This window comes from Saccharothrix tamanrassetensis (assembly GCF_014203665.1).
Classification (GTDB): domain Bacteria; phylum Actinomycetota; class Actinomycetes; order Mycobacteriales; family Pseudonocardiaceae; genus Actinosynnema; species Actinosynnema tamanrassetense.
Genome location: NZ_JACHJN010000004.1, coordinates 72655 through 98821, shown reverse-complemented (window position 1 = coordinate 98821; position 26167 = coordinate 72655). Strand labels below are relative to the sequence as shown.

Sequence of the window (26167 nt, the reverse complement as noted above, 5' to 3'; positions counted from 1 at the left end):
CGGGTCGGTCGTCCGTGGCGGTGGAGTCGCTCACAGACCAGTTGCCGAGGGTACTCCTCCCGCGTTCACACTGTCGTCCCGGTCGTGAGGGTGTTCGATCACAAGCCCTCGATCACGAAGCCAACGGAGGCGTGCGGTGCAGTTCGGGCGTTACTACGAGGAGTTCGAGGTCGGCGCGGTCTACAAGCACTGGCCTGGCAAGACGGTCACCGAGTACGACGACCACCTGTTCTGCCTGCTCACCATGAACCACCACCCGTTGCACCTGGACGCGCACTACGCGGCGGAGACCACCGACTTCGGCAAGAACGTGGTGGTCGGCAACTACGTCTACTCGCTGCTGCTGGGCATGTCCGTGCCGGACGTGTCGGGCAAGGCGATCGCGAACCTGGAGGTCGAGTCGCTGAAGCACATCAAGCCGACCTTCCACGGGGACACCATCTACGGTGAGACCGAGGTGCTCGACAAGACCCCGTCGAAGTCCAAGGACGACCGCGGTGTTGTCTACGTGGAGACCCGCGGCTACAAGCAGGACGGCACGGTCGTCTGCGTGTTCCGGCGGAAGGTGATGGTGCCCAAGCGGTCGTACGGCGAGAGCCGTGGCGGCGAGCAGCCGGGCAGGCCCGAGCCTTCCTACGGCTGAGCCGCGGAGCGGGTACACGGCCGAGCCGCGGATCGGATACCGACGGCCGAGCCGCGAGTTGGGAACCGACGGCCGGGCCGCGCATCGGACACCGACGGTCGAGCGAAGCGGACGAGGGAGTGACGTGACGTCTCTGGATCTGGTGCGGCAACGACTTTCCGGGTTCGCGCAGCGGGAGGCGCACGGCGTGTCCCCGCTCTACGAGCACCTGGCTTCGCACGCCGCCGAGGATCCGGAGGTCGCGGAGCTGCTGACCGCCGCGCCGGAGCACTTCGCGTACCCGACGCTGCTCCTGGCGGCGGTGCACCGGCTGGTGCAGGCCGAGCCGTTCCACCGGCTGTCGAACTACTACCCGTCGCTGGGCGGGACGTACGGGGCGGACGAGAACACCTGGCCGCTGTTCCGCTCGTTCGTGCTGGAGCGGGCGGAGAAGCTGCGGGCGCTCATCTCCTCCCGGTCCACGCAGACGAACGAGGTGCGCCGGGCCGCGCTGCTGTACCCGGCGATCGCACTGGTGAAGGGGCCGGTCGGGCTGCTGGAGGTGGGTTGCTCGGCCGGTCTGCTGCTGGGCCTGGACCAGTACGGCTACCGGTACCAGACCGAGCAGGCGGGGCAGCTGGTCGCCGGGCCGGCCAAGGCCGCGCTGGGGCTGCACTGCGCGCTGGAGCTCGCGCCGGGAGCGGAGCTGCCCCGGATCCCCAAGGCGGTCAAGGTGGCGGCGAAGGTCGGCCTGGACCGCGCGCCCGCCGACCTCACCGACGAGGAGACCTACGCGTGGCTGGAGGCCTGCGTCTGGGCGGACCAGCCCGAGCGGCTGCGGCTGTTCGGCGTGGCCGCGACCGTGCAGCGCAAGTCGCCGCCCGCGTTCGTGGTCGGCGACGCGGTGGGCGACCTGGCCGAGGCCGCCGCGCGGGTGCCCGCCGAGCTGCCGCTGGTGGTGCTGACCAGCAGCGTGTTGTCCTACGTGTCCGGTGCGGACTTCGTGCGTGCCCTGAGCGGGTTGGATCGCCCGGTGTGGTGGGTGAGTCACGAGGCGTACGCGGAGGGCCTGGCGCACGTGCTGCCCGGCCGGGACGACCTCGACGGCGAGGAGACCACGCTCGGACTGGTGCGGTTCGAGGGCGGCGAGGTGGTCTCCGCCAAGGCGCTCGCCAAGACGGCGCTGCACGGCCAGCGGCTCGTCTGGCTGCCCTGAACGCCCCGCGATCCGGCCCCGCGATCACTCGGGACACCGCTTGAACCGGGTCTTAACCGACCGTGAACGGGGCTTGAACACTGCTCCGGGCGGCTCCACGATCGGGCGAAGTCGATCAGCTCCGGGGCAGCTGTCCCCACGCTTCGAGGGTCTCCCGGAGACCCTCGGTGAGCGGAAGTGTGGCCAAGATCGCAGCCGTCACCCACCGGGCCTCCGAAGCGTCGTCCCCGGCTCGGAGCACACCCGATCGCACCTGGCAGGCGTAGTCGTAGATGTCGTAGCGGCCGTCTGCGGCCGGTCGGGTGACGTTCCCGAGCAACTCGCCCACTGTCACGCAGAGTCCGGTCTCTTCCAGCACTTCCCGCACGATTGCGGTCTTGTCACCCTCACCGGGCTCGACTCGTCCACCCGGTATGGACCACCGTCCTTCACCTGGGGGATTACTCCTCCGCACGAGTAGTAGTCGCCCGTCCGGGTCATGCACGACACCGCCGACACAGCGGATCAAGGGCACTCGTTCAGCCGTCATGGTCACTGAGCGTAGGCACACCGGAACGGCGGTGCTGGTTGCTACCCCAGGTGCGGTACAAAACTCCCAAGGTGCCGCGCAGTGCGGTACAACGGTTTTCACTGGCGCCAAACGGGTGCGGGTAGCGAACGGGGTTGATCACCGTGAATCTGAAGAAGGTTCTCACTTTCGCCGGGGTCGGCTTGCTCCTGTTCTTCCTCATCGCGGAGCCGCAGCAGGCGGCTCAGCTGGTGCAGAACATCCTGAGCACGCTGCGGGAAGCTGCTGAGGCGCTCATCACCTTCGTGAAACAATTGTTCTGAGTCGCCCCCGGCTCCTCCCTCCCTACGGCGAGAGGTCGAAGGCATGTTCGCACCACGTGATCCGGACGAGTACCTGCTCCCCACGGAGCGTCGGGTCATCCGGGTTCGCAGGCACTGGAGCAGCCTGCTCTGGGATCTCCTGGAGGCGGCGGCACTGCTCGCCGGCGCCATGATGATCTCGTACCTGCTGCCCGCGAACCTGGGCGTGGTCCAGAACATCCTCTGGTACGCGGCGCTGTTCGTGCTGCTCAGGCTGGCCTACTTCGTCATGGAGTGGTGGGTCGAGCGCATCGTCGTGACCGACAAGCGGTTCATGATCTCCTCGGGGGTCTTCGAGACCAAGGTCGCCATGATGCCGATCAGCAAGGTCACCGACCTGACCTACGAGCGCAGCGTGCTCGGGCGCATGTTCGGCTTCGGCACCCTGGTCGTGGAGTCGGCGGGACAGATCCAGGCGCTCAACCGGATCGAGTTCCTGCCCAACCCCGAGGAGGTCTACGACGCCATCTCGGAGTTGACCTTCGGTGACAAGAAGGCACAGGCCGAGCGGTTCTCGATGATCAAGGCCCAGCGGGCGGCGCGCGGGAAGAAGATGGTGCCGTAGGTCAGACTGGGCGGGTGCGCATAGACCTGCACACCCACTCGACCGAGTCCGACGGCACCGACACGCCGGCGGAGCTGGTGGCCGCCGCGGCGGCCGCCGGGCTTTCCGCCGTCGCGCTGACCGACCACGACACCGCCGCCGGCTGGGCGGAGGCAGCCGCCGCGCTGCCCGCCGGCCTGCGGCTGGTGCGCGGCGCGGAGCTGTCGTGCGCGTCCGACGACGGTCGAGGCAGGGTCATCACCGTCCACCTGCTGGCCTACCTCTACGACCCCACCTCGCCCGCGCTGGTCGAGGAACAGCTCCGGCTGCGCTTCGAGCGGCGGCAGCGGCTGCGCAAGATGGCGCTCCGGATGGTCGACGACGGGTTCCCCATCGACCCGGACGAGCTGATGGCGGCGATGCCCGCCGACGCGCCGGCCGGGCGACCCCACCTCGCCATGGCGCTCATCCGGGCGGGCGTGGTGTCCACCGTGGACGAGGCGTTCGCCCGCTACCTCACCGGCGGGCGGTACTACGTGCCGCGCACCGACACCCCGGTGGCGCGGGCCATCGAGATGATCGCCGAGGCGGGCGGGGTGACGGTGCTCGCGCACCCGTTCGCCTCCTCGCGCGGGCCGATCGTGTCGGACGCGGTGCTGGCGGACCTGGCGGGGCTGGGGCTGGCCGGGGTCGAGGTGGACCACCCGGACCACGACGCACCGACCCGCGCCCGGCTGCGCGGGCTCGCGGGCGAACTCGGACTGCTCACGACGGGGTCGTCGGACTACCACGGGACCAACAAAACCGTGCGGCTCGGTGCGGAGACAACATCGCCTGACGTGTTGGACGCGATCGCCGACCGCGCGACCGGCTGCAAGGTGCTGGTCGGTTAGGCCACCCGTGTGAAGGGTGGTCGGCCGGTCGCAGGCAGTGCCGGGACTGTCGGTGCTCCTCGGTAGCGTGGTGCCGTGCAGGAACAGTTGGGGTTCGACTTCGGCGCCATGCCGAAGAAGCTGGTGCGGGTGACGCCCGCCAAGCTCGCCACGTGGGCGGACTGCCCGCGCCGGTTCCGCATGACCTACCTCGACCGCCCGACACCGCCGCGCGGTGGGGCGTGGGCGCACAACACGCTGGGCGCGGTGGTGCACAACGCGTTGAAGGCGCTGTTCGACCTGCCCGCGGCCAGGCGGACGCCGGAGCAGGCGGTGGCCCTGCTGCACCGCCAGTGGAAGAACGACGGCTTCCGGGACGCCGAGCAGGGCGCCGAGTACCGGGGCCGGGCCGAGGGCTGGGTGCGGGACTACGTCGGCGAGCTGGACACGACGATCGAGCCGGTCGGCATCGAGCGCTGGGTGTCCACCCCGACGTCGAAGATCGTCGCCGAGGGCCGGGTCGACCGCATCGACCTGCGCGACGGCGAACTGGTCATCGTCGACTACAAGACCGGGCGGCACGCGCTGACCGTGGACGACGCCCGCGGTTCGCAGGCGCTGGCCTTGTACGCGCTGGCGGCCCGGCGTACCTTGCGCAAGCCGTGCCACCGGGTGGAGCTGCACCACCTGCCCACCGGCACGGTCGCGGTGTGGGAGCACTCGGACGAGAGCCTCGGGCGGCACGTGTCGCGGGCCGAGGAGGCGGCGGACGAGCTGGGTCTGGCCGGCGACACCCTCGCCGCCGGCGGCGACCCGGAGATCCTGTTCCCGCCGCGCACCGGCAGGCAGTGCACGTGGTGCGACTTCCGCCGCAGCTGCCCGGAGGGGCAGCGGGCGGCCCCGACACTCGAACCGTGGGCTCTGCTCGCGCCGTAGGGAGAGCTGTGACGAACGTGGAGACCGAGCCGCGAGTGTTGCGGACCTGGCGCGGCGTGAGCGGAGCCGTGGCCGTTGGTCTCGTGCTGCTGGCCTTGGCGCTCATCGGCGTGCAGGTCTACGCCGGCGCCCACGACCTGCCCGGTCCCGGCGTGGACGTCGTCATCGGTCACGTGGTGGCGGCCTTGGTCGCCGTGGTGGCCCAGGTCTTCGCCGACCGCCGCACCCGCTGGGTCTCCGCCGGGTGCAGCCTGGCAGTGCTGGTGGTCGGTGCGATCACGTTGTGGCTGTTCTGGTGGGCCTGAGCCGCCGCGGCGAACCTGGCCGGCAACGTCCGCGGTCGGCGGCCTAGGCGGCGAGCCAAGCCCGCCAGGTGGGCAGCAGGGTCGCCAGCAGGGCTTCGGGCGCCTCGGTGTTGGGCGAGTGCAGCACGCCCTTGAGCACGGCGAAGTCCGCGTCCAGGCGTTCGGCCATGTCCCGCTGGCTCGCCGCCGACCAGGCGTCGTCCGACTCGCCGCACACCACCAGGCACGACACGCCCGACGAGCGCAGCGTCCGGGCCAGCTTCGCCACCAGGTCGGGCTCGGTGCGCAGCGAGTCGCCCATGCCGAGCAGGCCCGCCGGCGTCGACCGCAGGAAGCGTTCCCGGTAGAAGTCCTTGAGCTCCGGGGGGAGCAGTGCCCAGCGCGGGTGCAGCGCCGCACGCACCTCGTTGAGCCGCTGCGCCGCCTCGATGCCCTGCTCGCGCAGGGTGACCTCGCCGTAGTCCAGCGCGGTGCGGCGTTCGCCGGGCGGCAGTTCCGACGGCCCCGAGGACAGCAGGGTCAGGCCGGTCACCGGCGCGCCCGCCAGCACCGCGCCCCGGGACACCAGCCCGCCGTAGGAGTGGCCGAGCAGCAGCACGCGCCGGCCGTCCGCCGCCGACTTCTCCACCAGCTCCGCGATCGCCGCACCCAGCGGGGCCGGGCGGTAGTCGGCTTCGGCGGTCGGGCCCGCCGACTCGTACTGGCCGGGCAGGTCGATCGCCACGACCTCCAGCCCCGCGTCCGCGATCGGGTCGAGCAGCGGCGCGAAGTCCTCTTTGGACCCGGTGTAGCCGGGTACCAGCAGTGCCGTCGCGCCCAGGTCCGGGCCGGCGGCGGGCGCGCGCAGCGCGGCGACGGGACCGAACCGGCCGGGCAGGTCCACGCGCTCCGCGCGGTGCGGACTGAGCTGCGAGTACACCCCTCGCAGTGTGCCGCACCCCGCGCCGACGCGCGTGGGTTGCCTCAGCGCAGTGCGACCAGCGTGTCGCCGCGCTGCTCCAGCACGACGGGGCCCTCGGTGGCCAGCTGGACGGGACCGTCGTAGCCCTCGCGGTTCACCGGGATGCGGCCGACCTCCTGGCCACCGACCTGGTCGACGACCTTCAGCGCGTCCTCGACCGGGATCAGCACGCGACCCGCGAGCGTCGTGCCCGGCCCCTGGGACGGGGTCGACCACAGCGGGTTCAGGTCGACCAGGGACAACGCGATCGTGCGCGATCCGGTGAACCAGTAGATGTTGGCGGTGCTGGTCATGGTGGGCACCACCCGACCGGGCGGGTCGCCGCGCAGTTCGTCGGCGGACACCTCCACCGGGTACTCGGCGATCATCCCGCCGGTCTCGGTGTCGAACACGATGAGCTTGCCCGGCACGGCCACCGCGACCCGGTTGCCGGTCACCGCGACCACCCGCGCGCCCTTGTCGCCGACGGTCACGCTGCTGATCACCTGCGGCTCGTCGGACTTCTCCGGGTTCGGCTTGAGCACCGTGATCCGATCCGACGGGTCCTGGTGGTAGCAGCGCTCGATCACCGCCAGCTTGCTGCCGGCCACCGCGAACGACCCGTACCGGCAGCCCGGCCGGGGCTGCTTGTCCGCGTTCACGATGGCGCGCAGCGTGCCGTACTCCAGCGACCGCACCAGGTCGTCGCGCCGGTAGACCTCGAAGTACGTCTCGCCGGTCGTGACGACGTGCGAGCCCTCGTTGAGCAGCCGGGTGTCCAGGGCGGCGTCGCCGTTGCGCTGCGGCCCGCGCTTGCCCGAAGCCGGGTCCAGCGTGGTCAGCTCGGAGCAGTTGGTGTCCTTGCGGTACAGCGCGAACACCTTGCCCCACGCCGTGCTCACCGTGCACAGCGGCCAGTCGCGGCTGTACCGCCAGCGGACGTCGCCGGTCAGCGCGTCCCGCCCGGCGACCTCGCCGTCGTGGCCGGTCACCACCACCGAGTCCAGGCTGACCGGGGTCTGCGTGGCGCTGCTGGGCGCACGCCACACCTCGGCCAGCGTCGGCGGCAGCGCGGTCGCGGGCAGCAGCGGAGTGATCTGGCTCGGACCGGTCTGCGACACGGTGTTGCGGGCGTCGCTGAACGCCCACACCAGGGCGCTCGCCACCAGCACGGCGACCACGACGAGCGCGAGGCCGATGTAGTCGCCCCTGGTCCGCCAGGTGCGGACCGGCCCGGTGGGTCCATCGTCCTGGACTTCGGAGACCGGCTCCGCCAGGACGTCCTCCGTGTCGACGGCGGCTTGGTCGGTCGCGGGGGTCTGCTGGTCGTCAGAGGACTCCAGCACGACCTGACCGTTCGACTCCGCCTGTTCCGGCTGGCCCACTGCCCGACTCCCGGTGGTTCGGTGATCTGTCCGGCCACATGCTGCCGCACGTGGCCGGTGATCCGTGTAAGGAGTCAGTCTGCCGACGGCAGGGCGTCCGCGGAACCTTCGGCTTCCGCACCCGTACGGCGACGCCGCCGCCTGCGGGGGCGTTCGGCGGAGTCCTCCGCGTCGGGCGCTTCGGCCTTGCGCCCGGCCGGGCGCTCGGTGGCGGCCTCCGCGGACGCCTCCGCCGGCTTGCGGCGACGGGTGCGACCGGTGGTGGCCTCCGCCTCGGCAGACGCGTCCGTGGGCGCTTCGGCCGCTGCCTCCGTGGGCGCGTCGGCCGCGGTTTCCGCGGGTGCGTCGGTCGCTGCCGCGGTGGACTTGGTGGTCCTGCGGCGACGGGTGCGGCCGGTGCCCTCGGCTGCGGTCGAGCCTTCGGCGGAGCCCTCGACAGGTGCGTCGGCAGAGCCCTCGGCGGTCGCGTCGGCCGGTGCCTCGGCGGACTTGCGCCTGCGGGTGCGGGCGGGTGCGCTGTCGGCCGGGGTGTCGGTGGGCGCTTCGGTCACGCCCTCCGGGTCGGCCGGTGCCTCGGTCGCCCTCGTCCGGCGGCGACGGGTGCGTCCGGTCGCGCCCTCGGTCGAGTCCGCGGTCGTGCCCTCGGCGTCGGTCGGTGCCTCCGCGGTCGCGTCGGCCGGTGCCTCGGCGGCCTTCGCGCGACGCTGGCGGGTGCGATCGGTGCTCTCGGTCGTGTCGCCGGTCAGGCCCTCGGTCGTGCCCTCGGTGACCTCGGCCTCGGTGACTGCGGCCTCGGTGACCTCGGGTGCCTTCGCGGACGCCTCGGCAGAGGACTCCGCGGACCTGGTCCGGCGGCGGCGGGTGCGGCCGGTGGTGGCCTCGGCGACCGTCGTGCCCTCGTCGGCGGTCGTGCCCTCGGGCGTCTCCGACGGCGTTGCGCCGTCCTCGGCACCCACCACACCGCCACGGCTGCGGCGACGCCGGCGCGACCGGCTCCCGCTCTCCTCCTCGGGCGCGGCCTCGGCCTTCGCGGGGCCACTGGTCCGGCTCCGGCCGCGGCTGCGGGACTTGCGCTCGCCCTTGAGGTTCTCCTCCGGCTCGGCGCCCAGGCCGGCGCGGGTGCGCAGGCCCAGCGGCAGCCGACCGGTGGAGCCCGCCGGGATGTCCAGTTCGGCGAACAGGTGGTCGGACGTCGAGTACGTCTCCACCGGCTCGGGCTTGCCCAGGTCGAGCGCGTCGCTGATCATCTTCCAGCGCGGCATCTCGTCCCAGTCCACCAGCGTGACGGCGACGCCCGTGCGGCCCGCGCGACCGGTGCGGCCGATGCGGTGCACGTAGGTCTTCTCGTCCTCCGGGCACTGGTAGTTGATGACGTGCGTGACGCCTTCGACGTCGATGCCGCGCGCGGCCACGTCGGTCGCCACCAGCACGTCGATCTTGCCGCTGCGAAACGCCCGCAGTGCCTGCTCGCGCGCGCCCTGGCCCAGGTCGCCGTGCACGGCCGCGGCCGCGAAGCCGCGTTCCACGAGGTCGTCGGCGACCTTCTGCGCGGTGCGCTTGGTGCGGGTGAAGACCATCGACAGACCGCGCTCGCGGGCCTGGAGGGCGCGGGCCAGCAGCTCCGACTTGTCCAGCGCGTGGGCGCGGTAGACGAACTGCTCGGTGCGCTCGTGGATCGCGCCCGCGTCGTTCTCCTCGGCGCGCACGTGCGTGGGCTGGTTGAGGAACGTGCGGGCCAGCGTGATGATCGGGCCCGGCATGGTCGCCGAGAACAGCATGGTCTGCCGCTCGTCGGGCACCATCCGCAGGATCCGCTCGATGTCGGGCAGGAAGCCCAGGTCGAGCATCTCGTCGGCCTCGTCCAGCACCAGCCCGCGCACCTTGCCCAGCACCAGGTGGCGCTGCTCGGCGAGGTCCAGCAACCGGCCCGGCGTGCCGACCACCACGTCCACGCCCTTGCGCAGGGCCGCGATCTGCGGCTCGTACGGCCGGCCGCCGTAGATGGCCAGCACGCGCACGCCGAGGTGCTTGGCCGCGTCGGTCAGGTCGTGCGTGACCTGGAGGCACAGCTCCCGGGTCGGCACGACGACCAGCGCCTGCGGCGTGCCGTCACCCGGCACGGTGATGCGCTGGAGCAGCGGGATGCCGAAGCCCAGCGTCTTGCCGGTGCCGGTGCGCGCCTGGCCGATGACGTCGTCGCCGGCCAGCGCGAGCGGGAGCGTCAGCTCCTGGATGGCGAACGTGCGGTGGATGCCCGCCTCGGCCAGCGCGCGCACGATCTCGGCGCGCACGCCCAGTTCGGCGAACGTGGGCGAGTCGGGCGGAGCCGGGACGTCGGCCACCAGCGGGTGGGAGGTGTCCTCTGCGGGGACACCCGCTTCGCTGTGCTCCAACGTCACCGGATCCAAATGGGTCTCTTCGTTTGTCGCGGTCAGGGTGATCGCCTCTCTCGTACCAGCGCGCACGGCCTGTACGGGCCGCTCGACCGCGCCTACCGCCTCTCGGCCGAGGGGGCGGCCGGGCGTTGCGCGGGAGGGCCTGCGAGGTATGTGCGCGCACCCTCTCCTGGCGGCACGGTGCCGCCGTCTCAGCCGTCGGCACCGCTGCGAGCCCCTGCTGGGCCGCGCCACGCCGGGCGTCGAGAAACCACTCTACCTCTCGCTTAGGCCGTTCGGGGTGCAACGACCGCGAGCGCTGCGGACTCGCGTGCCGGGGCTGTTGCCAAGGACACCCGACTAGGCTCCCCTGCATGGGTGAGGCGCAGGTGAGTCGGTCGGTGGTGTCCGGCCAGGTGGCGGAGGGCGTGGTCGACCTGCTCGGCGCGCTGGCGTACGGCGAGCTGTCGGCGTTCGACCGGCTGGCGGAGGACGCGCGGACCGCGCCCACGCTGGCCGGGCGCGCCGACCTGTCCGCGATGGCGGCCGCCGAGATCGGGCACTACGCGCTGATCGAGCGGTACCTGGCCGACCACGGTCACTCGCTGGAGCGGGCGATGACCCCGTTCGTGTCGGGCTTCGACGCCTTCCACGCCTCCACCGCGCCGAAGTCGTGGCTGGAGTCCCTGGTCAAGGCCTACGTCGGGGACGGCCTGGCGGCCGACTTCTACCGCGAGGTCGCGACCTGGCTGGACGAGCCGACGAAGGAGCTGGTGCTCGCCGTGCTGGCCGACACGGGGCACTCCGCGTTCGCCGAGCGCGAAGTCCGCGCGGGCTGCGAGGCCGACCCGAAGCTGAAGGACCGGCTCACGCTGTGGGGCCGCCGGCTGCTCGGCGAGGCGTTGACGCAGGCCCAGTACGTGGTGGCGGAGCGGGACGGGCTGGCCGAGCTGATCGTGCGCGGCTCCGGGGACCTCGCCGGCATCGCGGCGCTGTTCCGGCGGCTCCAGCAGAGCCACACGCGGCGCATGACGGCGCTCGGGCTCGGCTAGGGTTGATTTCGACAGTTGTCTGACCGCCACCGCCGGCGGTCAACGCGTGTACGGAGGTCAGCGTGGAGGTCAGGGTCGGCGTCGCGGACAGCCCGCGTGAACTCGTGGTGTCGAGTTCGCTCTCCCCCGACGAGGTGGAGTCGCAGGTCGCGGACGCGCTCAAGGCGGGCAGCGGACACCTCACGCTGGTCGACCAGAAGGGTGCCCGTTACGTGGTGCCCGCGGCGCGCATCGCCTACGTGGAGATCGGTCCGAGCGACTCGCGTCGGGTCGGGTTCGTGGCCGGTAGTTGAGCTCGGCAGTACGAGAGTACGGAGGAGGGGCGTCCCGACCGGGGCGCCCCTCCTCCGCGTCGCGGCTCAGAACCGCTCGGCGGGCTCCGGCGCGGGCCGGATCACGAACGGCGGGGTGCTGGTGCCGGCGACCCGGTAGCGCTGCCAGGGGTCCTGGTCGGTGAGGGCTCCGGTGGCCGAACCGGTCGGGGTGCGCAGCTCGGCGGATCGCGCGCCGGCTGCCACCAGCTCGGTGACCTGATCGTTCGCCGCGACCCGGCCGTACCAGTGGTAGCGGCCGTCGATGGGCTGGAAGTACCCGCGCAGCTCGACCTCCACCGGCACCTCGCGCTGGTCGAAGACCAGCACCGCCTCGCCGGTGTAGCCGTCCTCGTCGTGCTCCCGGTCCTCGGACATCACGCCTCCTCGCCGTTGACGAGCCGCAGGGGGACGGGCTCGGTGGTGAAATCGGTGGGCAGCGGCGCGTCCTGGTCGAGTTCGACGCCCGCGGAGCGGAGCAGGCCGTCGATGGCGTGCCAGATGAGCGTGGCCAGGTAGTCGCTGAGATTGGCGCGGGTCATGGACTGGCGGTCGAGCCACCAGTCGCCCGCGTTCTGCACCATGCCGACCAGCGCGTGCGCCCAGGGCTCGGCGCCGCCGGAGTCCATGTCGAACGCCCGCAGGTAGTCGCCCAGCAGCCGGGCCAGGGCGGCGGCGATGAGCTGCTTGTCCTCGAGGACCACGTCCTGCTCGACGGGGCGGTCGGTGAACGACTTGCGCACCACGAACCGGTACAGGTTCGGGTTCTCCTCGATGACCGACAGGTAGGCGTCCACGATGCCGCGGATGCGGGCCCGGATCGGGCCCTCGTGGCTGATCGCCGGGACCATCTTGTCCATCAGCATCTCGGTGCCGCGCGTGCCGACCGCCAGGTACAGGTCGGACTTGTCGGCGAAGTGCCGGTACAGCACGGGTTTGCTCACGCCCGCCTCGGCCGCGATCTCGTCCATGCCGACCTCGGGGCCGTGGGCGGCCACCGCCCGGATGGTCGCCTCGACGAACTCCGCCCGGCGCGCCTCGCGGTGTCCCTTCCAGCGCTCCCGGCGTGCGTCCGTTCCGCCCTTGACAGTTCGAGCCATGTGACGCACGCTACCAGAAGTAACTGTTACCTCAAGTCACAGATAACCCTACTGGGGAGGGGCCCGATGACGAGGACCTTGAAGGTCGCCGATCGCGAGAAGACCGCCGAGCGGCTGCTCAACTCCTCGGCTGACAAGTTCTACGACCCCGAGGTGGACATCGACTGGTCCGCGCCGCTGGTCGACGGGCTTCGCTACACGCCCGAGCACCGGTGCTCGCTCTACGGCACCGAGCTGTGGGACCGGATGTCCGAGGAACAGCGGATCGACTTGTCCCGGCACGAGGTGGCCAGCGTCGCCAGCGTCGGCCTCTGGTTCGAGATCCTGCTGATGCAAATGCTGCTCAAGGAGGTCTACCGGTCCGACCCGACGACCAAGCACGCGCAGTACGCGCTGACCGAGGTCGCCGACGAGTGCCGGCACTCCACCATGTTCGCCCGCATGGTCGAACGGATCGGCTGCCCGCCCTACGGTCCCCGCCGGTACACCTACCAGCTGGGCAAGCTGCTCCCGGTGATCGGCTACGGCCCGGCGCTGTACGGTTCGATCCTGGTCGCCGAGGAGATCCTGGACCGGTTGCAGCGCGAGACCATGGCGGACGAGACCGTGCAGCCGCTGGTGCGCATGGTGAACCGGATCCACGTGCTGGAGGAGGCGCGGCACGTCCGGTTCGCCCGCGAGGAGGTGCAGCGCGGCATGGCGAAGCTGACCAGGAAGGAGCTGCCCTACCAGCGCTGGCTGATCGCCACCACGTCCATGTTCATCACCCGGTCGATCATCAACCCGGACGTGTACGCGGCCGTCGGCCTGGACAAGGACCAGGCGCACAAGGCGGCGCTGGGCAACCCGCACTGGCAGCAGACGATCCGCTGGTCCGGTGAGCGGATCATGAAGTTCCTGGACGAGAACGGACTGGTCGGGAAGCCGGGGATGCGGGCATGGCGCCGCTCGTTCCTGCTCGGGTGAGCGCCCGCACGAGTGCGCCCTGGGCGCCTGACCACCGGTTCCCGACCTCCGACGGAACGGCGTTGCACGTGCTCGACACCGGGCCGCGCGACTCGCCGGTGACCACGGTGCTGATCCACGGCTGGACGTTGGACCACACGTCGTGGGACCTGGTGGCGCCGGCCCTGCCCGGTCGGGTTCTCCGCTACGACCACCGCGGGCACGGTCGATCAGCGGCTTCGTCGGTGGACGGTTCGACCATCGCGCGGTGCGCGGACGACCTGGCCGAGCTGATCGCGGCACGCGTGCCCACCGGGCGCATCGTGTTCGCCGGCCACTCGATGGGCGGCATGACGCTCATGGCGCTGGCCGAACAGCACCCCGGGCTGCTCGACCGGGTGGCCGGGATCGTGTTCGTGAACACCTCGTCGGGAGGCCTGTCCGGGTCGACGCTGGGGCTGCCGGGCGTGCTCGGGCGGGCGTTCGTGGCCGGGGAGGCCGCGTCCAACCGGCGACTGGCGAAGCTCCGGCGGGCGCAGCTCTCGCAGCGGACCGGGGTGTTGCGGCCGGGGCTGCGGTGGCTGCTGTTCGGCAAGCGGCCTTCGTGGCGTGACGTGGCGTCGACGGCGGCCATGGTGGGCCGGTGCAACCCGGTCGCCATGGTGGCGTTCCGGGCGTCCATAGATGCACACGACCGGGTGAAAGCGCTCAAGCAGTTCGCCGGTATCCCGACCGTCGTGCTGGCGGGCGGGTCGGACCGGCTGACGCCGTTGCGGCACGCGCGGCTCGTCGCGGACGAGGTGCCGCACGCGGAACTGGTGATCTACCCGGGCGCGGGCCACATGCTGCCGCTGGAGAGATCCGCAGAGGTCACAGCACACATCACCGCCCTGCTGTGACTCACCGCCCTGCTGTGACTCACCGCCCTGCTGTGACCTTCGGCGGTCCCCCTTCGCCGGCACCCTTTCCCGCGATCGCCGGCCCCCTGTCCTGCGATGCCAACCCCACACCGCAATCTCCGCCACTCCACCCGACGAATCCCGCTATGCCAACCCCGACGCGAGGCCGCGTCGGCAGGTCGAACCTCATTTCCGCGATCACGCCCTTCGATCGCGGAAATGAGGTTCGACCTGCCGACTTCCCGGCGGCCGAGCCCGCCGTCTGCGGAGCAGCGGCAAACTAATGCTGCAACGGGAAGCCGCCACCGATGCCTCGCCAGGCGAGGTTCGAGATGAGGGCGACCGCGTCCTCCTTGGCGACCTTGCGGTCGTCGGCCAGCCACGCCCGAGCCGTCACCTGGCTCAGCCCTACCAGGCCGACCGCCAGCAGGCGTGCCCGGTGCTCGTCCAGGCCCGTGTCCGTCGTGATGGTCCCGGTGATCGCGTCCACGCTCTCCGTCGTCGCCCGCTCCACGGCCTGCGCCACCGCGGGCTCGCTGCGCAGGTCGGACTCGAAGACCATGCGGAACGCCTGGCCTTCGCCGTCCACGAAGTCGTAGAACGCGCCGACCGTCGCCTTCACCCGCTGCTTGTTGTCCGTGGTCGAGGCCAGCGCGCCGCGCACGCGGCTCACCAGTTCGTCCACGTGGGACTCCAGCAGCGCCATGTACAGCTCGAGCTTGCCGGGGAAGTGCTGGTACAGCACCGGCTTGCTCACTCCCGCGCGTTCGGCGATCTCGTCCATCGCGGCGGCGTGGTAGCCGTTGGACACGAACACGTCCTGCGCCGCGGCCAGCAACTGGGCACGCCGGGCGGTGCGTGGGAGTCGGACCCCTCGTCCCGCGCCGCCGTTGTGCCCGACCGTGGTCTGGGCCGTCTCCGTCATGGTGCCTCCAGCCAACCTGTACGTCGCGGAACCGGCAGAGGGTTGCCCCGCCGGCTCGTCGGCAACCTTACTCGCTGGTAGCAGCGTTCCGGGAAAGCTTCCCGTTTCGTAGGACGTCCGAGAAGGCATCCTGGAATGGTGACCGAGACCCTGGAGGCGAGCAGAACCGCCATCACCCACGTGCCCCTGTCCACCGCGCCGCTACCTCCGTTGGACTCAACGATCCAGCCGTGGCCTGGTGACTACGCAGAGGTCGCCGGTCACACCGTGCACGTCCGCCGCACCCCCGGCCCGTCCTCGTCGACGGCCGTCTACGTGCACGGACTCGGCGGATCGGCGACCAACTGGACCGACCTGGCCACCCAGCTGTCCGGGCACGTCGACGGGCACGCGCTGGACCTGCCGGGGTTCGGGCGCTCCGAGCCGATCCCCGGCTACACGTTCAGCCTGACCACCCACGCCGAGGTCGTCATCGGGTACGTCGAGTCGCTCGGGGTCGGTGCCGTGCACTTGTTCGGCAACTCGATGGGCGGCGCGATCGCGCTGATCGTCGCCGCCACCCGGCCGGACCTGGTGCGGACGCTCACCCTGGTGTCGCCTGCCGTGCCGGACCTGCGCCCCAGCCTGCGCCGGGTGTCCGACCCCCGGCTGCCGCTGGCCTTCCTGCCGCTGGTGGGCGACCGGGTGCGGCAGAGGCTGGCGCTGGTCACGCCGCAGGAGCGCGCCCAGCAGATGCTGCGGCTGTGCTTCGCGGACCCGTCGCTGGTGCCGGACTGCCGGATCGACCAGTCGGTGGAGGAGTACGCGGAGCGGTCCGCCCAGCCGTGGGCCGGGACGGCGCTCGGTCGCAGCACGGTGGAGCTGATCCGGGCCTGGCTGGTGCCGCGCAAGAAGTCCATGTGGCTGCTCCCGCCGAAGGTGACCTCGCCCACCCTGGTCGTGTGGGGCACGGAGGACCGGCTGGTCAGCGTGCGGAAGGCTCCCCGGGTGACGCGGCTGCTGCCGCGTGGCCGGCTGCTGGTGCTGCCCAGGACGGGGCACGTGGCGCAGATGGAGCGGCCGGTGACGGTGGCGCGCGCCGTGCTCGGGATGTGGGAGTCCGGTGAGACCTGGTAGACGGGCCCGGCAGGGGCCGGTGGCGGGCCGCACCGGGATCCACTCGGTGCACGCCGTTGTGGCACCCTGGTCGCCGTGAACCGGACATCGCAGGCTGGGCGCGACACGGCGTCTTCCTCGGGTGCCCGGCCGACCCCTCCCGACGACCGCTACCGCCGGGGCACCCGTCGGACCGGTGCCGAGCCGCTGACCGCGTCCTGGGAACCCGCCGGCCGCCGCCACCGCAAGCGCCGCCGGGGGTTGAAGGGCCTGATCGCGAACTACGGCTGGCGCATCTACGCGCTGCCCGTGCTGCTGGTGCTGACCGCGCTGGTGGTGCTCGACACGGCCGCGCCCACCCGGCTCGGCTCGGCGGGCGAGGAGTCCGCCGCCCAGACCGCCGCGTCCACGGCGGCGGGTCCGCCGGTCGCCAGCGAGACCCCGCCCCCGAAGGTGGACCTGGTCAACATCCCCACCGCCGTGCTGCCGGACGGGCCTAAGTTCTCCGAGCAGGGCACCGGCACGTGGCAGGTCGTGCCCGGCACGACGCCGCAGGTAGGGCAGGGCAAGGTCTACAAGTACGCCATCGCCGTGGAGGACGGGGTCGAGGCCGCCGACTACGGCGGCGACCGCGACGCGTTCGCGCGGACCATCGACGGGATCCTGGCCGACACGCGCAGCTGGATCGGCACCGGCGAGGTGGCCATGCAGCGGGTGGACGGCACCACGCCCGTCGACTTCACGGTGAGCCTCACCACCACCAGCACCACGCACAGCCTCTGCGGGTTCCAGATCCAGTACGAGACCTCGTGCTGGCACCCGCCCACCGAACGGGTGGTCATCAACACGGCGCGCTGGGTGCGCGGGGCCAAGGCGTTCAGCAACGACTTGTCGACCTATCGCGCGTACGCCATCAACCACGAGGTCGGGCACGCGCTGAAGAACAACCACGAGGGCTGCCAGGAGAACGGCCAACCGGCCCCGGTGATGATGCAGCAGACGTTCGGCGTGGCCAACGACTACGTCGCCCAGTTGAACGAGGTCGACTCCTCGAACCGGGGCATCGTGCCCGCCGACGGCAAGACCTGCACCCCGAACGCCTTCCCGGTCGCACCCAAGTAGCCCGGCGGTGCGCGGACCCGGTGGTGTCCAAACGCTGGGACGGCTTTCCATCCGGGAAGACGGTGGAGCAGGCTGGTGTTGTCCGTCGGTACAGGACATGTTTCGTCGAGGAGGATCAGATGGCGCTTCCGCCGCTCGTGGAGCCCGCAGCGGAGCTGACCAAGGAAGAAGTCGCGCGGTACAGCCGGCACCTGATCATCCCGGATGTCGGGGTTGACGGTCAGAAGCGGCTGAAGAACGCGAAGGTCCTGGTGGTCGGCGCGGGTGGACTGGGGTCGCCGGCACTGCTGTACCTCGCGGCGGCCGGGGTCGGCACGCTGGGCGTCGTCGACTTCGACGTGGTGGACGAGTCGAACCTCCAGCGGCAGGTCATCCACGGCCAGTCCGACGTGGGCAAGCCGAAGGCGGAGTCCGCGCGGGACTCGGTGGCCGAGATCAACCCGTTCGTGAAGGTGGTGCTGCACCAGGTCCACCTCAACTCGGAGAACGTGCTCGACATCTTCCGCGACTACGACCTGATCCTGGACGGCACGGACAACTTCGCCACCCGGTACCTGGTCAACGACGCGGCGGTGCTGCTCGGCAAGCCGTACGTGTGGGGTTCGATCTTCCGGTTCGAGGGCCAGGTCAGCGTGTTCTGGGAGGACGCGCCGGACGGCCAGGGCCTGAACTACCGCGACCTCTACCCGGAGCCCCCGCCGCCCGGCATGGTCCCCTCGTGCGCCGAGGGCGGCGTGCTGGGCGTGCTGTGCGCGTCGATCGGCTCGATCATGGTCACCGAGGCGATCAAGCTGCTCACCGGCATCGGCGAGACGCTGCTGGGCCGGCTGATGGTCTACGACGCCCTGGAGATGTCCTACCGGACCATCCGGATCCGCAAGGACCCGGAGAGCGTCAAGATCACCGAGCTGATCGACTACGAGGCGTTCTGCGGTGTGGTGTCCGACGACGCCCAGCAGGCGGCGGCCGGGAACACCATCACGCCGTTGGAGCTGAAGCAGAAGCAGGACGCCGGCGAGAACTTCCTGCTGGTGGACGTCCGCGAGCCGCACGAGTTCGAGATCGTGCGCATCCCCGGCTCGGTGCTGATCCCCAAGGACCGCATCCTGTCCGGTGAGGCGTTCGCCGACCTGCCGCAGGACAAGCAGGTCGTGCTGCACTGCAAGTCGGGCGCCCGTTCGGCGGAGGCCCTGGCCGCACTGCACCGGGCCGGCTTCAAGGACGCCGTGCACGTCGGCGGCGGCGTGCTGGCCTGGGCTCGCGAAGTGGATCCGAGTTTGCCTGTGTATTAATGCTGTGTTGGATTGCGCCGCCTTCGGCGTCGCGGCTCGGCCGCCTGGAAGTCGGCAGGCCGACCCCTGATTTTTGACGATCGAAAAGCGTGATCGTCGAAAATCAGGGGTCGGTCTGCCGACGCGGCCTCGCGTGGGGGTAAGAGGGCGTAGGGGGCGAAGGGGTCTGGGTGATGGGGCTCGGGTGATGGGGCTCGGGTGATGGGGCTCGGGTGATGGGGCTCGGGTGGGAGCCTGTAGTGGGGCTTGCGGTGTGATGTAGGCGATGTGGTTGGGCCGCAATATTGCGGTTGGGCTGTTCAGGTGCACACCACGCGACGGCGCGCCGAGGTCCACCACCTGAGGCACGGAGACAGGTAGCGTGCCGGCGTGACCCCATCCCCGGAGCCGCCACCGTCGCACGTGCGCGCCGCGTTCGGTGCGCGTGACGCCGAACCGGAGCTGATCGACGCCGGTCCGGTGTGGCGTTGCGGCGACGCGGCGATCCGGCCGGCCGTCAAGCCCGCCGAGGCGACGTGGGTGGCCAAGACGCTGGACGTGCTGGACGTCGAGAACCTGCGCATCGGCAGACCCCTGCGGTCCACCGACGGCCGGTACGTGGTCGGTGGGTGGGCCGCCACCAAGTACCTGTCCGGTCGGGCCGAGCCCCGGCACGACGAGATCGTGGAAGTCGCCGTCAAGCTGCACCAGGCGACGAAGGACCTGCCCAAGCCCCGGTTCCTGGACGCCCGCGCGGACGTGTTCGCCGTCGCCGACCGGTGCGCGTGGGAGGAGGAGCGGGCCGAGTTGGACGCGGAGCTGGGCGGCCGGTTGTTCGAGCTGCTCTCCGCGTACCGCAAGCCGTTGACGCTCAAGCCGCAGGTCGTGCACGGCGACCTGTTCGGCAACGTGCTGTTCGCCGGTGACGCCGCCCCGGCCATCATCGACTTCGTGGCGTTCTGGCGGCCGGCGGAGTACGGCGCGGCGATCGTCGTCGTGGACGCCATGTCCTGGGGTGGCGCGGATCCCGGCCTGCTCCAGCGGTGGGCACACCTGGCGGAGTGGCCCCAGGTGGTGTTGCGCGCGACGCTGTTCCGCCTCGCGGTGCACGCCCTGCACCCGCTGTCGAGCCCGCGGTCGCTGGTGGGGCTGGAGCGCACGGCCACCAAGGTGCTCGAACTGCTCTGAGTTCACCTGTACCCGTCTGGGGCAGGCCTTTCGCGTGGATGAAGCACTGCGCCGTCCCCGTCACCTTCCGGAATAGTTGAAGTCTCAACCAGGTTGTACGGTCCGAGCGACCCGCGAACCACCGCGAGGTCCCGCCGAAGGAGGCAGCGATGCCCGCCGTGACCGCAGACACCCTGACCCTGCCGAGGCTGCCCGAACTGCCGGAAGCCGCGACCGCGTGGCGTCCGGTCGGCAAGGTGGTCCAGGCGCGCAAGTCCTTCGAGGGCGAGGGCTTCCAGGTGCGCCGCCCGTTCCCCGGCGTCGACCTGGCACTGGCCGACCCGTTCCTGCTGCTCGACCACATGGGCGCGGTGGAGTACGGGCCGGGCGAGGCGAAGGGCGCGCCGTGGCACCCGCACCGGGGCTTCGAGACCGTGACCTACATGATCGACGGCGCGTTCGAGCACCAGGACTCCACCGGGGGCGGCGGTCTGATCAAGGACGGCGCCACCCAGTGGATGACCGCCGGCAGCGGTGTCCTGCACAGTGAACTCCCGCCGCAGGACCTCGTGGCCAAGGGCGGTCTGTTCCACGGCGTGCAGCTGTGGGTCAACCTGCCGAAGGCCGCCAAGTGGACCGCGCCGCGCTACCAGGACATCAAGGCCAGCGACACCAGACTGCTGTCCAGCGACGATGGCGGCGCGCTGGTCCGCGTGATCGCGGGCGACGTGGCCGGGTACCAGGGGCCGGGCATGACATACACGCCGATCACCTACCTGCACTCGACCATCGCACCCGGAGCCCGCCTGGCGTTCCCGTGGCCGGAGGACTTCAACGCCATGGTCTACGTGCTGTCCGGACGGGGTGTGGTGGGCGCGGAGCAGCGCCCGCTGGAGGAGGGCCGACTGGCCGTCTTCGGCCACGGCAAGGCGTTGACCATGCGGGCCGCCACCGAATGGGACGTGCTCGTGCTCGGCGGCCTGCCGTTGAACGAACCCGTCGCGCGCTACGGGCCGTTCGTGATGAACACCCGCCAAGAGATCCTCGACGCCATCGAGGACTTCCAGGCCGGACGACTGGGTGGGACGCACGTCCCGCACGTCGGCCCGGCGGACGAGGAGCTGTAAGTGACCGACATCCGTGAACTGCTGGACCGCGGCCGCGAGTTCCGCGCCGCGGGCGACCCGAGCAGTGCCGCGCGGTTCCTCGCGGAAGCCGCGTCGCACGCCCCCGGCGACCGGACCGTGCTCACCGAACTGGCGTTGGCGCACTTCCAGTCCGCCGCGCTGGGCAAGGCCGAGGGCGTGCTGCGGGACCTGGTCGGGCTCGACCCGTCCGACGGCTACACCCGGCTGCTGCTCGGCCGCACGCTGAGCAGGCAGAGCAGGCACGTGGAGGCGTTGCCGCAGCTGCGGCTGGCCGCCGCGCTGACCCGCGACCCGGACGTCGGGGCCGAGCTGGCCCGCGTCGAGCAGCGGGTCACCACAGACCGGGAGGTTCGTCCGCTTTCTCCTTGACGGCGTTCTCCCAGCGGTACGTGCGCAGGTCGACCTTGCCGTCGTCGACCGCCACGCCTTCCTCGCGCAGCAGCTGCAACTGCTCGTCGGCGATGTGCGGGGCGCACGTGCCGTTGGCCCGCAGCACCCGGTGCCACGGCAGGTCGTGCCCGTCCTGGTTCAGGACCTGGCCGACCAGCCGCGGCGACGGGGCGCGGGACAGGTCCGCCACGTCCCCGTAGGTGGCGACCCGGCCGCGGGGGATCGACCGCACGACTTCGCGGACCATCTCGTGCAACTGTTCATCCACCCGCACAGCTTTCCACGACCGGGACGCCGTGCACCGCGACGGGTCAGCCGGTGTAGCCGGCCACGATCCGGGTGAAGTCGTAGGTGCCCTGGTTGGTGCCGCTGCAATCGCTGGTGGAGCCGCCGCAGTTGCCCTTGTCCCGGTTGGTGGCCCAGAACGTGAAGCGCGACAGGTGTTTCGTGGTCGCCCAGTCGCGGATGGCGCGGAACTGCGCCGTGGTCACGGTTTCCCCGGTGTCGGTGATCCCGTTCATGGACGACAGGCCGCTGCGCCGGTACGCGGCGTCGTCGGTCAGCCCGAACGTGGCCTTGACGTGGTTCTTCAGCCCGTCCACGGCGGACTTGGTGCCCGCCACCAGGTCGCTCGGCCCGCCGAAGTTGAACGGCATCACCGCCCACACGTCGACCGGCGCGGCGAGTTCCTTGGACCGCGTGACGAGCCGGAGGCCCCAGCTGTTCAGCCCGGACCGGTTGGTGGGCATGGTGACCACCGTCTTGATGCCGGGGTTGTTCTGCTCCACGATCTTCAGCGCGCCCAGCACGCGGTCCTGCGTGGTCGCGTTCTCGAACTCGGCGGCCTCGATGTCGATGTCGATCGCCTTGAGCTGGTAGGCGTCGATCACCTTCTGGTACGCGCCGGCGAGAGCGGTCGCCGAGGAGCAGTGCTGGCCGAGCTTGCGGCCGGACCAGCCGCCGAACGACGGGACGACGTCGCCGCCGGCCGCCCGGATGTCGCGGATCAGGGTGGCGTCGGCGCCGGTCAGCGGCCGGGTGCCGTCCCACGCCGGGTTGCACCCGCCGTCCGACAGGATGAACGCGAGGGTGAACGCCTTCACGCCGGTCTGGTTCATCACCGTGACCGGGTTGGGTTTCGCGCCCCACTGGTAGAGGTACGGGGACGCCAGGACCGGGTCCTGCGCGGCCTGCGCGGCCGGGGCGAGGGACATCGCCGCGACGCCCGCCGTGAGCACGACCATCAACCGCCGCAAGGGTTTCATCGTTCCTCCACACCGCAGGGGAGCCCGCGCGGGCGGCGGAGTTCGCGTGGGTGGGTCGGTCCCAAAGTGGCCTAGACCACTCGTCGTTGTCAAGAAGGCGTACGAAGGCCGAGGTGGGGACTCGCCCGGCGGGGTGCCGACACCCCGCCGGCACTGTCGGTGCCCCGTGGTTCCATCACCGCATGGCAGTGAACCGAGCGCCGTTGCTGGTGCGCCGGGTGCGGGAGGAGCGCCCCCGGCGTGACTGGAGCGCGCCCGCGCGGGCGGTGTTCGACCACCTGGGCGGGCCGCTGCGCGTGCTGGGCGGTCCCGGCACCGGCAAGACGACCCTGCTGGCCGAGGTGGTGGCCGACCGGGTGCTGCGCGGCGGGGCGCACCCGGAGAGCGTGCTGGTGCTGACCCCGAACCGGCGGGCGGCGGTGGCCATGCGCGCCCACATCACCAGGCTGTTGACCGGCTCCGCCGAGGGCGAGGTGCTGCCGACGACCCAGGAGCCGCTGGTCCGCACCGTGCACTCGTACGCGTTCGCCGTGCTGCGCGCCCAGGCGGTGCGGGCGGGGGAGCCGACACCCCGGCTGCTGTCCGGTCCCGAGCAGGACGCGGTGGTGCGCGAACTGCTCGCCGGCGACGTGAGCATGGGCGCGCCGAGGTGGCCCGAGCGGCTGCGCCCGGCCCTGCCGCTGCCCGGCTTCGCCCAGGAGCTGCGCGACCTGCTGCTGCGCGCCACGGAACGCGGCCTGGCCCCCGAGGACCTGGTCGAGCTTGGCCGGGCGCACGGCCGGGACGAGTGGCTCGCGGCCGGCCTGTTCGGCACCCAGTACGAGCAGGTCAACCTGCTGGCCGGGGCGGGACAGGGGGTGGCCCCGTCGTTCGACGCCGCGGAGCTGGTGGGCAGTGCCCTGCTGGCGTTCGAGACCGAGCCGGACGTCCTGCACACCGAACGCGTCCGGGTGCGCCACCTGCTGGTCGACGACGCCCAGCACCTGGACCCGTTGCAGCACGCGCTGATCGACCGGCTGGGCACGGCCGCGCAGGAGTTCATCCTGGCCGGCGACCCGGACCAGGCGGTGTTCTCCTTCCGGGGCGCCGACCCGGTGCTGCTGTCCGACGCGGAAGGCCCGACCGTCGTGCTGCGCGAGGGCCACCGCATGGCGCCGGAGATCCGGACCGCCGTGGGCCGGCTGGCCGTTCGGCTGCCCGGCGCGTCCCCGACCCGCGAGGTGACCCCGGTGCCCGGCACCGGCAACGTCCAGGTGCGGCTGTTCGCGTCCGGCGCGCAGGAGGCGAGCTGGGTGGCCGACCAACTGCGCCGCGCGCACCTGATCGACGAGGTGCCGTGGTCGGAGATGGCCGTGGTCGCCCGTTCCGCGAGCCGCTCCCTGCCGGTGCTGCAACGCGCCCTGCTGGCCGCCGGCGTGCCGGTGGCCGTTCCGTCCGAAGAGCTGCCGCTGGCCCGGCAGCCGGCCGTGGCCCCGTTCCTGGCGCTGCTCAGGTGCGCCGCGTCGCCCGGCACCCTGGACGAGGACACCGCGGCCATGCTGCTGGCCTCGCCGCTGGGCGGTGCCGACCCGCTGGCCCTGCGCCGGCTGCGCCGAGGCCTGCGCCGGCTGGAGATGGCCGCGGGCGGCGACCGCCCCAGCGGCGAGCTGCTGGTGGAGGTGATCGAGTCCGACGACCGCCTGGCCGCCCTGGAGGACGCCGAGGCGCAGCCCGCGAGGCGCATCTCGGGCCTGCTGCACAAGGCGCGCAAGGGGATCGCGGCCGGCCACAGCGTGGAACAGGTGCTCTGGGACCTCTGGCAGACGACGAACCTGGAGAACCGCTGGGTCGCCCAGTCGGCCCGGCACGGCACCGTGGGCATGCAGGCCGACCGCGACCTGGACGCGATCGTCGGCCTGTTCGAGGCGGCGGCGAAGTACGTGGACCGCCTCCCCGGCGCGGGAGCCGACGGCTTCGCCGACTACCTCGCCGCGCAGCAGATCGTCGGCGACACCCTCGCCGCGTCCGCCCCGGTGGGCGAGGCCGTGACCGTCCTGACCGCCCACGCCGCCGCCGGTCGCGAGTGGACCGTGGTGGCCGTTCCCGGCGTGCAGGAGGGCAGCTGGCCCGACCTGCGGCTGCGCGGCTCGCTGCTGGGCGTGGAACGCATGGTGGACGTGGTGGCGGGCGTGGGCGGGCAGGTGTCCGACATCGCGCCGCTGCTGGCCGAGGAACGCAGGCTGCTGCTGGTGGCCGCCAGCCGGGCGAAGCGGACCCTCCTGGTCAGCGCGGTGCGGGGCGAGGACGAACAACCGTCCCGGTTCCTGGACGAACTGGAGGAGCTGTCGACCGACGAGCCGGAACGCCCGACCTTCACCCCGGAGCGGGGCCTGGTGCTGGCGGAACTGGTGGGCGAGCTGCGCCGGGTCGTCTGCTCGGACGACGAACCGGAGGACCGCCGGGCCCGTGCGGCGACCCAGCTGGCCCGGCTGGCGGCCGAAGGCGTGCCGGGCGCCCACCCCGACTCGTGGTACGGCCTGGCCGAGGTGACGTCGAGCGATCCCCTCTGGACCGAGGAGCACACGGTGAGCGTCTCCCCGTCCACCGTGGAAGTGCTGGCCAAGTGCCCCCTGCGCTGGGTCGTCGAACGCCACGGCGGCCAGGACCCGGCGGAACTGGCCTCCATCACCGGCACCCTGGTCCACGCCCTGGCCCAGGCCGCCGCCACCGGTGCCGACGAGAAGGAACTCCGCACCAAGCTGACCGAGGCCTGGGCGGCGGTCGACGCCGGAGCCCCGTGGTTCTCCCGCCGGGAACGACTGCGGGTGGAACGCATGCTCGACACCTTCCTGAGCTGGCTGGCGTCCAGTCGCGCCCAGCTGACCCAGGTGGCGGTGGAGCAGGAGATCTCGGTGGAGGTGCCGAAGAAGGAGGGCGGTCCCTGGCTGAAGGTCAAGGGCCGGGTGGACCGGCTGGAGACCGACCGGGACGGCCGCCCGGTGGTGATCGACCTGAAGACCGGCAAATCCCCGGTGACCAGGGAGGAAGCCCGCCGGCACCCGCAGCTGGCGGTCTACCAGCTGGCATCGGCCCTGGGCGGCTTCACCCACCTCGGCCTGGGCACGGACCCGGGCGGGGCCCGCCTGCTCTACGTGGCGAAGGAGAACAAGAAGACCGGGGCCACCGAACTGGAGCAGGCACCGCTGGACGAACAGGGTGTCCGAGCCTGGTTGGAGGCGGTACAGGCCGCCGCCAACTCCAGCGTGGGCCCCACCTACACCGCCACCGAGACCCCGGACTGCGACCGCTGCCCGGCCCGGACCTCCTGCCCGGTCCACGCCTCGGGTCGCCAGGTGAGCCAGTAGACCGTCGAACCCGAGACCGGACCTCGCCACCTCACCCGCTGCCGGTGGCGCGTCACGTCGGCCTGCCT

At 71.7% G+C, this 26167-nt stretch carries 27 protein-coding genes; 18 read left to right on the top strand and 9 right to left on the bottom strand.

Annotation, left to right across the window (positions count from 1 at the left end):
- Positions 1–136 precede the first annotated feature (136 nt).
- On the top strand, positions 137–643 hold the full coding sequence (locus tag FHS29_RS13475; protein ID WP_184690972.1) for a MaoC family dehydratase: 507 nt from the start codon (positions 137–139) through the stop codon (positions 641–643).
- 124 nt (positions 644–767) lie between these two features.
- Positions 768–1838 (top strand): DUF2332 domain-containing protein, encoded by a 1071-nt coding sequence (locus FHS29_RS13470; RefSeq protein ID WP_184690971.1) that lies wholly within the window; start codon positions 768–770, stop codon positions 1836–1838.
- Between the two features lie 115 nt (positions 1839–1953).
- On the opposite strand, the gene FHS29_RS13465 is transcribed toward FHS29_RS13470, so the two are convergent.
- Positions 1954–2367 carry an NUDIX hydrolase gene (locus tag FHS29_RS13465; RefSeq protein WP_184690970.1) on the bottom strand — a complete coding sequence of 138 codons (414 nt, stop codon included), beginning with the start codon at positions 2365–2367 and terminating at the stop codon, positions 1954–1956.
- Between the two features lie 143 nt (positions 2368–2510).
- Between FHS29_RS13465 and FHS29_RS13460 the strand changes: the two genes are divergently transcribed.
- From FHS29_RS13460 to FHS29_RS13440, 5 genes are all read left to right on the top strand, one after another.
- Positions 2511–2669, top strand: a complete 159-nt coding sequence (locus tag FHS29_RS13460; RefSeq protein ID WP_184690969.1) for a hypothetical protein — start codon at positions 2511–2513, stop codon at positions 2667–2669.
- Positions 2670–2712: 43 nt separating this feature from the next.
- A complete protein-coding gene (locus FHS29_RS13455) occupies positions 2713–3273 on the top strand; it encodes a PH domain-containing protein (protein ID WP_184690968.1) in 561 nt (186 codons plus the stop codon).
- Between the two features lie 14 nt (positions 3274–3287).
- A complete protein-coding gene (locus FHS29_RS13450; protein ID WP_184690967.1) occupies positions 3288–4145 on the top strand; it encodes a PHP domain-containing protein in 858 nt (285 codons plus the stop codon).
- Positions 4146–4220: 75 nt separating this feature from the next.
- Positions 4221–5060, top strand: coding sequence for a RecB family exonuclease (locus FHS29_RS13445; RefSeq protein WP_312864904.1), 840 nt, complete (start codon positions 4221–4223; stop codon positions 5058–5060).
- Between the two features lie 8 nt (positions 5061–5068).
- The gene (locus tag FHS29_RS13440; RefSeq protein WP_184690966.1) at positions 5069–5365 is read left to right on the top strand and encodes a hypothetical protein; all 297 of its coding nucleotides are present in this window, start codon (positions 5069–5071) and stop codon (positions 5363–5365) included.
- A gap of 43 nt (positions 5366–5408) precedes the next feature.
- On the opposite strand, the gene FHS29_RS13435 is transcribed toward FHS29_RS13440, so the two are convergent.
- The 3 genes from FHS29_RS13435 to FHS29_RS13425 form a co-directional block, all read right to left on the bottom strand.
- Positions 5409–6284, bottom strand: coding sequence for an alpha/beta fold hydrolase (locus tag FHS29_RS13435; protein WP_184690965.1), 876 nt, complete (start codon positions 6282–6284; stop codon positions 5409–5411).
- A gap of 44 nt (positions 6285–6328) precedes the next feature.
- A complete protein-coding gene (locus FHS29_RS13430; protein WP_184690964.1) occupies positions 6329–7690 on the bottom strand; it encodes an Rv3212 family protein in 1362 nt (453 codons plus the stop codon).
- 74 nt (positions 7691–7764) lie between these two features.
- Positions 7765–10089, bottom strand: a complete 2325-nt coding sequence (locus tag FHS29_RS13425; protein WP_446689064.1) for a DEAD/DEAH box helicase — start codon at positions 10087–10089, stop codon at positions 7765–7767.
- A 350-nt stretch (positions 10090–10439) separates the two neighbouring features.
- Here FHS29_RS13425 and FHS29_RS13420 point away from each other — a divergent pair, with 350 nt between their 5' ends.
- Together FHS29_RS13420 and FHS29_RS13415 are read left to right on the top strand one after the other, a co-directional pair.
- Positions 10440–11117, top strand: coding sequence for a ferritin-like fold-containing protein (locus FHS29_RS13420; protein ID WP_184690963.1), 678 nt, complete (start codon positions 10440–10442; stop codon positions 11115–11117).
- Positions 11118–11179: 62 nt separating this feature from the next.
- Positions 11180–11410 carry a DUF3107 domain-containing protein gene (locus tag FHS29_RS13415; RefSeq protein ID WP_184690962.1) on the top strand — a complete coding sequence of 77 codons (231 nt, stop codon included), beginning with the start codon at positions 11180–11182 and terminating at the stop codon, positions 11408–11410.
- A gap of 66 nt (positions 11411–11476) precedes the next feature.
- Here the strand turns inward: FHS29_RS13415 and FHS29_RS13410 are convergent, their stop codons facing one another.
- Both FHS29_RS13410 and FHS29_RS13405 read right to left on the bottom strand, forming a co-directional pair.
- Positions 11477–11806, bottom strand: coding sequence for a DUF4873 domain-containing protein (locus tag FHS29_RS13410; protein WP_184690961.1), 330 nt, complete (start codon positions 11804–11806; stop codon positions 11477–11479).
- Positions 11806–12528 carry a TetR/AcrR family transcriptional regulator gene (locus tag FHS29_RS13405; protein WP_184690960.1) on the bottom strand — a complete coding sequence of 241 codons (723 nt, stop codon included), beginning with the start codon at positions 12526–12528 and terminating at the stop codon, positions 11806–11808. The genes FHS29_RS13410 and FHS29_RS13405 overlap by 1 nt, the downstream gene beginning before the upstream one ends.
- A gap of 66 nt (positions 12529–12594) precedes the next feature.
- Here FHS29_RS13405 and FHS29_RS13400 point away from each other — a divergent pair, with 66 nt between their 5' ends.
- Both FHS29_RS13400 and FHS29_RS13395 read left to right on the top strand, forming a co-directional pair.
- Complete coding sequence (locus FHS29_RS13400) at positions 12595–13494, top strand: AurF N-oxygenase family protein (RefSeq protein WP_184690959.1); 900 nt, start codon at positions 12595–12597, stop codon at positions 13492–13494.
- Positions 13467–14372, top strand: a complete 906-nt coding sequence (locus FHS29_RS13395; protein ID WP_184690958.1) for an alpha/beta fold hydrolase — start codon at positions 13467–13469, stop codon at positions 14370–14372. The genes FHS29_RS13400 and FHS29_RS13395 overlap by 28 nt, the downstream gene beginning before the upstream one ends.
- A gap of 280 nt (positions 14373–14652) precedes the next feature.
- Here FHS29_RS13395 and FHS29_RS13390 read toward each other — a convergent pair whose 3' ends face one another.
- The gene (locus FHS29_RS13390; RefSeq protein WP_184690957.1) at positions 14653–15297 is read right to left on the bottom strand and encodes a TetR/AcrR family transcriptional regulator; all 645 of its coding nucleotides are present in this window, start codon (positions 15295–15297) and stop codon (positions 14653–14655) included.
- Positions 15298–15432: 135 nt separating this feature from the next.
- On the opposite strand from FHS29_RS13390, the gene FHS29_RS13385 reads away from it, so the two are divergent.
- The 6 genes from FHS29_RS13385 to FHS29_RS13360 all read left to right on the top strand — a co-directional run bounded on the left by FHS29_RS13385 (position 15433) and on the right by FHS29_RS13360 (position 21469).
- A complete protein-coding gene (locus FHS29_RS13385) occupies positions 15433–16413 on the top strand; it encodes an alpha/beta fold hydrolase (protein WP_184690956.1) in 981 nt (326 codons plus the stop codon).
- Positions 16414–16488: 75 nt separating this feature from the next.
- A complete protein-coding gene (locus tag FHS29_RS13380) occupies positions 16489–17514 on the top strand; it encodes a DUF3152 domain-containing protein (RefSeq protein ID WP_184690955.1) in 1026 nt (341 codons plus the stop codon).
- A 119-nt stretch (positions 17515–17633) separates the two neighbouring features.
- Entirely contained in the window at positions 17634–18806 is a 1173-nt protein-coding gene (gene moeZ, locus FHS29_RS13375) for an adenylyltransferase/sulfurtransferase MoeZ (protein ID WP_184690954.1), read from the top strand.
- 369 nt (positions 18807–19175) lie between these two features.
- Entirely contained in the window at positions 19176–19973 is a 798-nt protein-coding gene (locus FHS29_RS13370; RefSeq protein WP_184690953.1) for a TIGR02569 family protein, read from the top strand.
- A 149-nt stretch (positions 19974–20122) separates the two neighbouring features.
- Positions 20123–21079 carry a pirin family protein gene (locus tag FHS29_RS13365; RefSeq protein WP_184690952.1) on the top strand — a complete coding sequence of 319 codons (957 nt, stop codon included), beginning with the start codon at positions 20123–20125 and terminating at the stop codon, positions 21077–21079.
- The gene (locus FHS29_RS13360) at positions 21080–21469 is read left to right on the top strand and encodes a tetratricopeptide repeat protein (RefSeq protein WP_184690951.1); all 390 of its coding nucleotides are present in this window, start codon (positions 21080–21082) and stop codon (positions 21467–21469) included. It abuts the gene before it with no gap.
- Here the strand turns inward: FHS29_RS13360 and FHS29_RS13355 are convergent.
- Together FHS29_RS13355 and FHS29_RS13350 are read right to left on the bottom strand one after the other, a co-directional pair.
- Positions 21432–21758 carry an MGMT family protein gene (locus tag FHS29_RS13355; RefSeq protein WP_184690950.1) on the bottom strand — a complete coding sequence of 109 codons (327 nt, stop codon included), beginning with the start codon at positions 21756–21758 and terminating at the stop codon, positions 21432–21434. The genes FHS29_RS13360 and FHS29_RS13355 overlap by 38 nt on opposite strands.
- A gap of 43 nt (positions 21759–21801) precedes the next feature.
- Positions 21802–22755 carry a chitinase gene (locus tag FHS29_RS13350; RefSeq protein WP_184690949.1) on the bottom strand — a complete coding sequence of 318 codons (954 nt, stop codon included), beginning with the start codon at positions 22753–22755 and terminating at the stop codon, positions 21802–21804.
- 182 nt (positions 22756–22937) lie between these two features.
- Here FHS29_RS13350 and FHS29_RS13345 point away from each other — a divergent pair, with 182 nt between their 5' ends.
- Entirely contained in the window at positions 22938–26099 is a 3162-nt protein-coding gene (locus FHS29_RS13345; protein ID WP_184690948.1) for an ATP-dependent helicase, read from the top strand.
- The last annotated feature ends 68 nt before the right edge of the window (positions 26100–26167 follow it).